The sequence below is a fragment of the Micromonospora sp. DT233 genome (assembly GCF_049841815.1).
Classification (GTDB): domain Bacteria; phylum Actinomycetota; class Actinomycetes; order Mycobacteriales; family Micromonosporaceae; genus Micromonospora.
In genome coordinates, this window is record NZ_JBNCLB010000003.1 from 623442 (window position 1) to 634361 (window position 10920).

Here is a 10920-nt window from a genome sequence, read left to right on the forward strand (position 1 = left end):
GCCGGAGGGCGTCCCACGCCGCCCGGGGCGCCCACGGTCGCGTGGGCACCCCTTGCGGGCCGCTCAGCCGACGAGCGGGCGGACGTCCCAGAGCCAGACGTCGTCGACCCGCTGCGCCGGGCCGAGCAGGGCGGTCATCAGGTCGCGCAGCACCGCCTCGCGGGGATGCGCGCCCAGCACCACCACCGACGCCTTCCAGAAGCGCAGGTCCTCGACGGCCTGCCGGCGGTTGTCGTCGGTCAGCGTCGGCAGCGTGCCGGAGTCCATGGTGGCGTAGATCAGGGTGCTGGTCGGCCGGTTCGGGGCGCCGAAGACGCCCTCGCCGTCGGCGTTGGGCCCGATGAAGTAGCCGCCGGGGACCGGGAAGGCGTGCCCGGTCAGCGCGCTCCAGCGCAGGGTGGGCAGGCCGTGCACGTTGCTGGGGATCGGCACCGGCACCAGGGTCCGCCCCGCCGGCACGAACGGCTCCCAGCCGCCGGCCGTGATGAAGTGCGGCGGCGGGTCGATCTGCTGCGCCGGCAGCGGCCGGGGGAGCAGCGGCAGCACGGCGAGCGCCAGGGCGGCGTACCCGACCGGGCGCAGCCAGCGGCGCGACCGGGCCGGCGTGGGGGCGGGGCCGTCGGCCTGGGTTGGGGTCGCCGCCACCGCGCCGAGCGGGTCGGTCCCGGCGCGTGGCGCGGGCACCCGCGCCCCGGCGGCCGGCGCGGTGCGGGCCAGCGCGTCCCAGGCCAGGGCGAGCAGCACGCCGACGGCGGCGGCCACCACCAGCGCCATCCGGGTGGGCATCATCATCTCCACCAGCGGCAGGTCGTCGGAGATGTACGACCACGGCCCGTCGATCGTGGTCTCGGCGCCGTCGAAGCGCACCACCGGGCCGATCGAGGCGACGGTGAAGACCACCACCAGCACGGCGACGATCCGGGCGGCCAGCGACCGGCGGACCAGCAGCACCAGGGCGACCAGCGCCACTGCCACCAGCGGCCAGCCGAACCAGCTGTTCTGCTCGGTCAGCCCGATGGTCTTCTCCACCGCCTCGTCCCCGGCGACGGTGTCCCGGGCGAAGGTCACGAAGGCCATCAGGTCCTCGCCCCAGCTGTGGAACACCCCGCCCTGCAGGCCCCGGTAGGACTGCGGGCCGTTGAACTGGAACCAGATCGGGTACGCCGTCAGCAGCAGCGCCAGCCCGCCGCCGAGGCCGAGCGAGGCCAGGAAGCCGCCGAGGCGGGCCCGCGCGGCCCGGGGCCGCTGCACCACGTAGGCGGCCACCACCACCAGGCAGGCCAGCGCGGTGAGCAGCAGCATCTCCTCGTTGACGAAGATCTGGTACGCCACCAGCAGGCCGAGCACCAGCCCGTCGCGCCGCCAGCTCCGCCCCGCCCGGCCCAGCCGCAGCACCCGGGCCACGATCACCGGCAGCAGGAAGTTGGAGACGAAGTTGGGCTGCCCGTTGGCGTGGTGCACGATGCCGGGCGCGAAGCCGAGGAACGCCCCACCCACGAACGCCGCCGCGCGCGAGCGCACCAGGTGCCGCGACAGCATCCAGTACGAGGTGGCGGCCGTCGCCGCGAGCGCCCCGCCGAGATAGAGGGCGTACGTCACCTGCGGGCCGAGCAGCCACGTCACCGGCGCCAGCGGCAGGGTCACCCCGAGCAGCGAGGTGTTCGCCATCATGTTCACCCCGTCCGGGGCGTTCTGGCGGGCGCTGAAGAGCGGGTTCTCCAGGTGGAACAGCGAGTACTGGCCGTGCGAGAAGAGCCACTCGAACCAGCTGTGGTCGGTCGGCAGGTGCGACGACACCCGGTTGCCGACGTCGCCCCAGTAGTTCAGGCACACGAGAACGCCGAGGAGCACATAGGCTCCGATGGCGAGGGCGTCAGCCCGGTTCGGTCGCCGTCGGGGCCGCCCCGGTGTGCCGGTGCCCACCTCGTCGGGTCCGGCCGGCGCGGCCTGCGCCGCGACGGTTGCGGAATCGGGGTCGGGGTTCAGCGAGGGGTCTTTCACCGGCACAGCCACGACGGGCCATCGTACAGGCGGGTCGGACGGCCCCCGCCGGAGAGGAGCGCCGGTGAGCGTCATCGACCTCGGCGAGCTGCGCGACGACGTGGAGCCGGACCCGCCGGCGCGCCCGCCCCGGTCGGTGGGCCGGCCGCTGCGGGTGGCGCTGGCCGGGGCCCTGGCCCTGCTCGCCCTGGCCGGCTCGGTGCCGGCCGCGCCAACCCTCTCGGCGCTGGTCCCCTGGGGCGTCGGCGGCGACTTCGTCGTCCTGGGCGGCCGGGTCTACGTGGCGGCCCCCGAGAACCTGGGCGGCGGCGGCACGCGCGAGATGACCGCCTACGCGCCGCCGACCCGCGCCGGCGGTGACCTGCGCCCGCTGTGGCGGGCCGCGCTGCCCTTCGGGGCGGGCGAGATCCAGGGGCAGGAGCACGGCGGCCTGGTGCTCTTCACCGGCGACCACTCCAACGGGGGGCCGGAGACGGTTGCGGTGGAGGCGGCGAGCGGGCGGCAACGGTGGCGGCTGTCCGGCTCCGCGACCCGCACGGCCGGCGGCGGGCTGCTCCTCTTCGGCTTCAGCAGGGGGGAGGGCGGTCAGCAGCCGATCCCGCTGCGCGTGGTGGACCTGGCGTCGGGGCGGCTGCGCTGGTCGGCCCCGCTCGGCCCGGACCGGACGGCCCTCCACTACCGGGGCGTGGAGATCGACCGGGTGGCGCTGGTCGGCGGGTCCGGGCGGATCGAGGTGCGGGACGCGGGGTCCGGGGAGGTTCTCGCCACCCGCGAGCCCTCCGCCGGCGGCCTGCGGGAGTACCAGGGCGTCCAGATCGTCGCGGACCTGCTGCTGGTGATCACCGGCGACCCTTCCGGCCGGCGCCGCGTCACGGCGTACGGGCTCGGCGGGCTGGACCGGCGCTGGGAGCTCGACCTCGCCCCGAGCCAGGAGCTGTCGTACTGCGCCGACCTGCTCTGCGCGGGCAGCCCGGAGGCCGGGCTGTCGATGCTCGACCCGGCGACGGGCCGGCCGGGCTCGGCCATCCCGCGCCTGCAGTGGGTCGTCACGTCCCGGGGCGGCCGGCTGCTCGTCGTCGTGGGCACGGACCAGGGCGAGGCGGACGCGCCGGCGGGGATGCCGTTCGCCGTACTCGACGCCGCCACCGGGCGGACGGTCGCCGAGCTGGGCAGGTGGGACCTGGCCGACGACTGGGACCCGGACGGGCCGTTGCTCGGCACCCGGCGCACCCGGGAGGGCGGCCTGCTCGTCGCCGAGCTGGACCCGGTGCGGGCGGTGACCCGGCACCTGGGCGTACTCCACGACACGGCGGGGGACTGCCACTCCGACGGCTGGGACCTGGTCTGCCGCCGACCGAGCGGGGCGTACGGCTGGTGGCGGCTGGGCGGCTGACGCGCCTCCCGGCTCACCAGTTGGGCTGGGCCGGCGGCGGGGGCAGCGGCACGTCGGGCGGGTGGATGACGTAGACGAGCCCGCCCCGGCTGCCCTGCCAGGCCGGCTCGAAGCGGTGCCGGTCCACGATCCGGCGCACCCCGGCGTCGTCCGGGGCGTACGGGTCGTTGAGCACCGGGTCGCCGTCGGCGGTGAAGCCGACCAGCACCATCAGGTGCCCCTGGGTGTCGTAGTCCAGCCCCGGCACGTCGCCCCGGCGGAACCTGGTGGAGACCACCAGCGGCACCCCGGAGGCGATGAACGCCCCGGCCTCGGCCAGCGACCGTAGCCGGGTGACGAAGGCGTCCACCCCGTGCCGGCCCGCGTACGCGGTGTTGAACGCCCAGTTTCCCGCCCCGCCGTAGGACGGGTCATAGCAGTGCCGGGCGGCGTGCACCACCACCGGCCGATGACCGGCCGGGGTGACCCAGCCATACCGGTCGGGGCTGGGGCCGGCACCCCAGTAGTCGAGCACCATGGAGACGCTGGTCGGGCTGCACCAGGAGTCCCCGCCGCCGCCCCAGCGCCGCTCGTCGCCGCCGTGCAGCCGCTGCGAGTACCGGGGCACGTCGAGCACCCGCCCCCAGCCGGCCCGCTCCCCGCCCTCGGCGGCCGGGTCGACCGCGCCGGCCGGGTCGGCCGGGCGGGGGGCGGAGGCGACCGCGCCGACCTGGCGCAGCACCGGGGTGGCGGCGCTGCCCGCCGGCCGCAGCAGGGTCACCCGGGCCTGCCAGCCGGTGACCGTCGCGCCGGTGACGACCAGGGTGTCTGCGTCGACGTGGGCGGCGGCGTCCCGCTGGTCGGCCACCGTGGTGCGGCCGAAGGGCTCGTCGTCGGCCGCCCAACGGGCCAGGGTGTACCAGCCGGTGGCGGGGGCGTCGGCGTGCCAGCCGCGCACCTCGACGTGCAGGCCGCAGCCGTCGGGGGTGTCGGCGGTCCAGGAGGGGACGACCTCGGCGACGGCGAAGCCGGTGTGCACCGGCGGGGAGGTCCAGCTCGCCGCGTCGTACCGGCGGGTCGGGTCTTCGGGGTGGGCGAGCCGGCCGGTCGGTTCGGCGAGGACCGCACCGGGGGCCGCCGCGCCACCGCAGGCGGCGGCAGCAGCGGGGGCGGGGGCGACCCCCTCGGCGGTGCCGGCGGGCAGGTCGGCCGGCAGGCGGAACCGCCGGAAGTGGATGTCCTGCTGGGAAGCCGTGCTCGCTCCGGTCATCGCCGCTCCCTCTCGCCGTAGATCAGCGCCGGGAAGCATCCCGTACCCGAAGAATTTTGCCAAGAGCGCGGGCGCGGCGGCCCGGCCACGGGCGGGCGACGGCGGCTTGCCCGGCGGCAGTAGGTTGTCGGCAGGTCAGCCGGCGGGAGGTCGCGCATGCGGGTACTGGTGGTCGAGGACGAGCGCAACCTCGCCGACGCGATCGCGCGCGGGCTGCGCAAACGCGGCATGGCCGTGGACGTCGCCTACGACGGTGACACGGGGCACGAGATGGCCTTCGTCACCCGCTACGACGTGGTGGTGCTGGACCGGGACCTGCCCGGCATGCACGGCGACCAGATCTGCGCCGAGCTGGCCGCCTCCGGCACCCTGACCCGGGTGCTGATGCTCACCGCCAGCGGCACGGTCGCCGACCGGGTCGAGGGGTTGCAGCTCGGCGCGGACGACTACCTGCCCAAGCCGTTCGCCTTCGACGAGCTGGTGGCCCGGGTGCAGGCGCTCGGCCGGCGGGCCACCCCGGCCGCGCCGCCGGTGCTCGCCGTCGCCGACCTGGTGCTCGACCCGGCCCGCCGGGTGGTGACCCGCGCCGGCACCCCGGTCGACCTGACCAACAAGGAGTTCGGGGTGCTGGCCGAGCTGCTCAAGGCGCGCGGCGCGGTGGTCTCCAGCGAGGAGCTGCTGGAAAGGGTCTGGGACGCCAACACCGACCCGTTCACCACCATCGTCCGGGTCACCGTGATGACCCTGCGCCGCAAGCTGGGCGACCCGCCGCTGATCGAGACGGTCGTCGGGGCCGGCTACCGCACCACCGAGGGGCCGGCGTGACCGCCACACCCCGGCAGGCGACCCGGCGCACCCTGCCCCGCCCGGCGCTGCCCCGTCCGACGCTGCGCCGCCCGAGCCTGCGGCTGCGGCCCACCCTGCGGCTGCGGCTCACGCTGCTCAACGGGGTGCTGCTGGTGGGCGCCGGGGCGATCCTGGTGCTGCTGGCCTGGCTGCTGGTGCGTGACGCGCTGCGCCCCACCGACGCGCTCGTGCCCGGCACCACCGTGCTGCTGGCCGACGGCCGGCTGCTCGACGCCGGGCAGTGGCAGCAGCAACTCGTCGACGCCGCCTCCCGGGAGCTGCTGGCCAAGGGGCTGGGGGCGTTGCTGGCGATCAGCGTGGTCGGGGTGGCCGGGGCGTACCTGGTGGCCGGGCGGGCGCTGCGCCCGCTGCACCAGGTCACCGCCACCGCCCAGCGCCTCGGCGAGGCCACCCTCGACCAGCGCATCGGCTGGTCCGGCGCGGACGACGAGGTGGCCGAGCTGGCCAAGACGTTCGACGCGATGCTGGACCGGATCGCCGTGGCGTTCGAGGCGCAGAAGCGCTTCGTCGCCAACGCCTCGCACGAGCTGCGCACCCCGCTGGCGGTGATGCGTACCGAGATCGACGTGACGCTCAGCGACGATGAGGCCGACGCCGCCGAGTACCGCCGGATGGCCACCGTGGTCCGCGACGCCTCCGAGCGGGCCAACGGGCTGGTCGACGCGCTGCTGGTGCTGGCCCGCAGCGAGGCCCAGACGGGCCGGCGGCTGGGCCGGCGCACCCAGTGTGACCTGGCCGCCGGCACCGCCAACGCCCTCTCGGCGGTCCGGCGGGAGGTGGAACGGATCCGGCTGCGGGTGCAGACGTCCCTGGAACCCGCCCCGGTCGTCGGCGACCCCGGGCTGCTGGACCGGCTGGCCGGGAACCTGATCGAGAACGCGGTCCGCTACAACCACCTGGACGGCCGGATCCGGGTCCGCACCGGCACGGACGGCCACTCGTCCTGGCTGGTCGTCGCCAACACCGGCTTCGAGGTCAGCCAGGCCGACGTGCCGGGGCTGTTCGAGCCGTTCCGCCGGGGCGGGCAGGAACGCACCGGGGCCCGGGGCTCCGGGCTGGGGCTCTCCATCGTCCGGGCGGTCTGCGACGCCCACGGCGGCACCGTGCGGGTCGTCGCCCAGCCCGGCGGCGGCCTGGAGGTCACCGTCACCCTCCCCGCCGCCGACACCGCCTGACCCGACCCCCCCTTTCCGTCCGCCCGCGCTTCGGGAGTTGCCCGTGATCCACCCCCCGGCCCTGCCCCGCCGCACCCTGGCGGCCCTCGCCGCCGTCGCCCTCACCATCGCCGGCCTCGCCGTCGGCGCTCCGGCGGGCGCGACGCCGTCGCACCCCACCCTGGTCTCCGCCGTTCCGTCCGCGGCCTCCCCGGACATCGTCGACGGCACCGTGTACGCCATCCACGACGCCGGCACGAAGATCATCGTGGCGGGCTCGTTCACCAAGGTGCAGAACCGCAGCTCCGACGTGGACATCGTGCGCCGCTACGTGCTCGCCTTCGACAAGGCCACCGGGACGGTGGACACCGCCTTCGTCCCGACCGTCGACAACGAGGTATCGGCGGTGGCGGCCGGTCCGACCGCCGGCACCGTCTACCTGGCGGGCAAGTTCAACACGGTCAACGGGGTGACCCGGCGCAAGGTCGCCCTGGTCGACGTCGCCACCGGGGCCACGGTCACCAGCTTCGCCGGCCCGGCGTTCAACGGCCTGGTGGACGACGTGGCGGTGGCGGGCAACCGGCTGCTGGTCGGCGGGATCTTCACCACCGCCGGCAACGCCAACCCGCGCGGCGGCCTCGCCTCGCTCGACGCCACCACCGGGGCCCTGGACGGCTACCTCACCACCGCCCTGACCGAGAACCACAACTACGACGGGGTGAGCGGGGCCCGAGCCGGCGTCGGCGTGGAGAAGTTCGCGCTCTCCCCGGACGGCACCCAACTCGTGGTGATCGGCAACTTCAAGCGGGCCGACGGGGTGTTGCACGACCAGATTGTGAAGCTGGACCTCGGTGCCACGGCGGCGACCGTCGCCGACTGGGACACCAGCCGCTACACCCCGCGCTGCACCTGGAAGTCGTTCGACTCGTACCTGCGGGACGTGGCCTTCGCCCCGGACGGCAGCTACTTCGTGGTGGCCACCACCGGCGGCGCGTACGGCGGGACGCTCTGCGACACCGCCGCCCGCTGGGAGGCCGCCGCCACCGGCGACGACCAGCAGCCCACCTGGGTGAACTACTCCGGCGGCGACACCTTCCTCTCGGTCGGCGTCAGCGAACAGGCGGTCTACGTCGGCGGGCACCTGCGCTGGCTGAACAACAGCTTCGGCGCGGACAGCCCGCAGGCCGGGGCGATCGGGCGGGCCAGCATCGCCGCCCTCGACCCGCGCAACGGCCTGCCGCTGTCGTGGAACCCGGGCCGGCACCCGCGCGGCTACGGCGTGACCGAGCTGCTGGTCACCCCGCAGGGCCTCTGGCTGGGCTCGGACCACTCGTGGATCGGCAACTTCACCTACCGCCGGGAGCGCATCGCGTTCTTCCCGCTGGCCGGCGGCGCGGGACCGCACCCGACCAGCACCGCCGGCCTGCCCGGCACCGTGTACCAGGCCGGGGTGCCGGCGCCGACCAACGTGCTGTACCGGGTCAACGCCGGCGGTCCCGCCGTGCCGGCCGTCGCGGGCGGCCCGGACTGGAGCGCCGACGACACCAGCAACCCCAGCCCGTACCACAACGCCGGCAGCACCGCCTCCGGCTTCGCCGCCGTGGGTAGCCTGGACGGCGCCGTCCCGGCCGGCACCCCGGCCGCCCTCTACGCCGACGAGCGCTACGACGCCCACGGCGGGCCGGAGATGGAGTGGGACTTCCCGGTGCCCGCCGGCACGGAGGTCGAGGTCCGGCTCTACCTGGCCAACCGGTACGCCGGCACGTCCGCCCCCGGGCAGCGGATCTTCGACGTGACCCTGGACGGCACCCTGGTGCTGAACGACCTGGACCTGGCGGTGACTCCGGGGCACGACGTGGGCACCATGCGGTCGTTCACGGTCGTCAGCGACGGCACCGTGGACATCGACTTCGGGCACGTGACGGAGAACCCGCTCGTCGACGCCATCGAGATCGTCAAGACCGGCCCGCCGCCCGCCGGCACCGGCGACGAGGTGCAGGCCCGCTCGTACGACGGGGCGGGCACGGTCGGCGCGCCGACCCCGGTGACCAGCCCGGACGGCACCGCCTGGTCCACGGCGAAGGGCGCGCTCTGGGTCGGCGGGACGCTCTTCTACGGCATGAACGGCGCGCTGCACCGGCGCACCTTCGACGGGACCACCTTCGGCGTGCCGAGCCCGGTCGACCCGTACCACCACCCGTACTGGGACACCGTGGAGACCGACTCCGGGCCGGAGGGCCAGACGTACGCCGGGGTGACCAGCAACTTCTACGCCGAGATCGGCAACGTCACCGGCATGGCCTACACCGCCGGCCGGCTCTACTACACCCTCGCCGGCGCCAGTGGGCTGTACTGGCGCTGGTTCACCCCGGACAGCGGCGCGGTGGGCGCCGACAAGTTCACCGTGGCGGGAGTGACCGGGTTCGCCGACACCGGGGCGCTGCTGCTGGCCGGCGGCACCCTGTACCGGGTCAGCCGCTCGACCGGGGCGCTCGCCTCGACCGCGTGGGCCGGCGGCGTGCCCGCCGGGGCGTTCACCACCGTCAGCGGCCCCGCCGTCGACGGGGTGGACTGGCGGGCCAGGGCCGTCTTCGTCGGCCCGTAGGCGACACCCGTCCGGCCCGGTCCCGCGTCCGCGCGGGGCTGGGCCGTTTCTCGTACGCCGAAAAGCTGTTGCCCCGGCTGCCGTCCTGGGGCAGGGTGGTCGCCGTCAGCCCGACGGCCGGAGGGAGGTGCGGTTGATGTCCACGACGTGTCCCGCGCCCCGCTCCACCCGCCGCTGACATCTGCCGAGCCTGCGGGGCGCTCCCACTCCCACCCGGAGGAACGACCGTGAGCGCACGGATCAGGAACATCAGCTTCGACTGCCACGACACCTACGCCCTGGCCGGCTTCTGGGCCGAGGTGTTCGGCACGCAGCGGCAGCCCGACGACTTCCCCGGCGACCCGGAGGCGATGGTGCTCACCGCCGACGGGGAGACCGTGCTCTTCCTCGAGGTGCCGGAGGGCAAGACGGTGAAGAACCGGGTCCACCTGTGCCTGGAGCCGGCCGACCGGCCCCGGGACGCGGAGGTCGAGCGGCTGCTCGGCCTCGGCGCCACCCAGGTCGACGATCGGCGGCACCCGGACGGCACCGGCTGGGTGGTGCTCGCCGACCCGGAGGGCAACGAGTTCTGCGTGCTGCGCAGCGCCGCTGAGCGGGCCGCCTCGGCGTAGCCGGTCCGCCGGGCGGTCGCGCCGGGATAGCCGGCCGGGCGGCGGACCCACACGGGTGGGCCGGGCCGCGTCCGACCCGGTGAACGCGACGGGTCCCCTCCGCCTTCTCGGCGGAGGGGACCCGGTCAGGCGTGGCTCAGGAGCGCTGCTCGATCTGGCCGCGCATGGCGACGAAGTCGGCCTGCACCTCGGCGCCGGTCTTGAAGTACATGACGACCATGCCGATGCTGCCCCGGTCGGCCCAGACGCAGGCGCCCACCGGCGTGCCGGCGACCTTGCCGCTGCCGCAGCGGGCCTCGCCGCCGAGCGGGCCCGGCTCGACCGCGCTCACCTCGGTGACGGCCAGCTCGGTCTTGAGGCCGGCGATCGCGTCGTCCAGCTCCTTCTTCGGGTCGGCCATCACGCCCGAGGCGGCGACGACCATCACCATGTCCCGCTTGGCGATGTCGCCGTAGAACGCGCCGACGGTGCCGGTCTCGTTCTGCACCTTCGACCGCAGCTCGGTGATCATGTCGTCGGCCAGCTTCTTCAGCTCCGGGTCGTCGATCTGCGGCCGGCCGGCGAGGGTGCTCGGGGTGACCACCCGGGTGTTGGTGGCGTCGACGACGTCCTTGACGTCGTCCTTGACGACGAACCAGGTGATCAGCGCCCCGCCGAGGCAGAGCACCATGACCACGGCCAGGACGATCAGCAGGATCCGGCCGACCCCGGACTTCTTCGGTGCCGGCGGCGTCGACGCGGCGGCCGGGCCGTCCCACGGCTGGCCGGCGGGCGAGGGCGGGTAGTCGCCCGGCTGCTGCGGGGCGGGCTGCTCGCCGTGCGACTGCTGCGGCTGCTGCGGGTCGGGGGTGCCCGACGGCTGGGACATGTGAATCAGCTCCAGTGGGTGTGATCAGGAGCGGTGATCTTAACCAGCCGGTGCGACACCCCCGGCACCGCGTGCACCCCGGAACGGACGATCGCGGGGGGCGGGCGCCGCCCCCGGGGCCGGGGGGGCGCCCCGCGCCGGGGGGGGGGGGGGCGGCGGGGGGGAGCGCACA

At 75.4% G+C, this 10920-nt stretch carries 8 protein-coding genes; 5 read left to right on the forward strand and 3 right to left on the reverse strand.

The genetic code is table 11. The features are described 5' to 3' along the window. Positions 1-63: 63 nt before the first annotated feature. Positions 64-1923: a hypothetical protein gene (locus ACLQ2V_RS10930; RefSeq protein ID WP_425718344.1), complete on the reverse strand. Its 1860-nt coding sequence runs from the start codon at positions 1921-1923 to the stop codon at positions 64-66. A 142-nt stretch (positions 1924-2065) separates the two neighbouring features. On the opposite strand from ACLQ2V_RS10930, the gene ACLQ2V_RS10935 reads away from it, so the two are divergent. Further along, positions 2066-3394, forward strand: a complete 1329-nt coding sequence (locus tag ACLQ2V_RS10935; RefSeq protein WP_425718265.1) for a PQQ-binding-like beta-propeller repeat protein — start codon at positions 2066-2068, stop codon at positions 3392-3394. A gap of 13 nt (positions 3395-3407) precedes the next feature. Here the strand turns inward: ACLQ2V_RS10935 and ACLQ2V_RS10940 are convergent, their stop codons facing one another. Next, positions 3408-4643, reverse strand: coding sequence for a C39 family peptidase (locus ACLQ2V_RS10940; protein WP_425718266.1), 1236 nt, complete (start codon positions 4641-4643; stop codon positions 3408-3410). Positions 4644-4799: 156 nt separating this feature from the next. On the opposite strand from ACLQ2V_RS10940, the gene ACLQ2V_RS10945 reads away from it, so the two are divergent. The 4 genes from ACLQ2V_RS10945 (at position 4800) to ACLQ2V_RS10960 (ending at position 9880) form a co-directional block, all read left to right on the forward strand. Next, entirely contained in the window at positions 4800-5468 is a 669-nt protein-coding gene (locus ACLQ2V_RS10945) for a response regulator transcription factor (protein ID WP_425718267.1), read from the forward strand. 83 nt (positions 5469-5551) lie between these two features. Then, positions 5552-6685, forward strand: coding sequence for a sensor histidine kinase (locus ACLQ2V_RS10950; RefSeq protein ID WP_425718345.1), 1134 nt, complete (start codon positions 5552-5554; stop codon positions 6683-6685). A 43-nt stretch (positions 6686-6728) separates the two neighbouring features. Next, positions 6729-9269 (forward strand): malectin domain-containing carbohydrate-binding protein, encoded by a 2541-nt coding sequence (locus tag ACLQ2V_RS10955; protein ID WP_425718268.1) that lies wholly within the window; start codon positions 6729-6731, stop codon positions 9267-9269. Positions 9270-9496: 227 nt separating this feature from the next. Then, complete coding sequence (locus ACLQ2V_RS10960; RefSeq protein ID WP_425718269.1) at positions 9497-9880, forward strand: VOC family protein; 384 nt, start codon at positions 9497-9499, stop codon at positions 9878-9880. A gap of 136 nt (positions 9881-10016) precedes the next feature. Here ACLQ2V_RS10960 and ACLQ2V_RS10965 read toward each other — a convergent pair whose 3' ends face one another. After that, a complete protein-coding gene (locus ACLQ2V_RS10965) occupies positions 10017-10748 on the reverse strand; it encodes a DUF3824 domain-containing protein (protein ID WP_425718270.1) in 732 nt (243 codons plus the stop codon). Positions 10749-10920: the final 172 nt, after the last annotated feature.

What these genes read in the sequence shown, in the direction of transcription:
- ACLQ2V_RS10940 (WP_425718266.1), bottom strand. Translation starts at nt 4,643, where the DNA reads ATGACCGGAGCGAGCACGGCTTCCCAGCAGGACATCCACTTCCGGCGG.
- ACLQ2V_RS10945 (WP_425718267.1), top strand. Translation starts at nt 4,800, where the DNA reads ATGCGGGTACTGGTGGTCGAGGACGAGCGCAACCTCGCCGACGCGATC.
- ACLQ2V_RS10965 (WP_425718270.1), bottom strand. Translation starts at nt 10,748, where the DNA reads ATGTCCCAGCCGTCGGGCACCCCCGACCCGCAGCAGCCGCAGCAGTCG.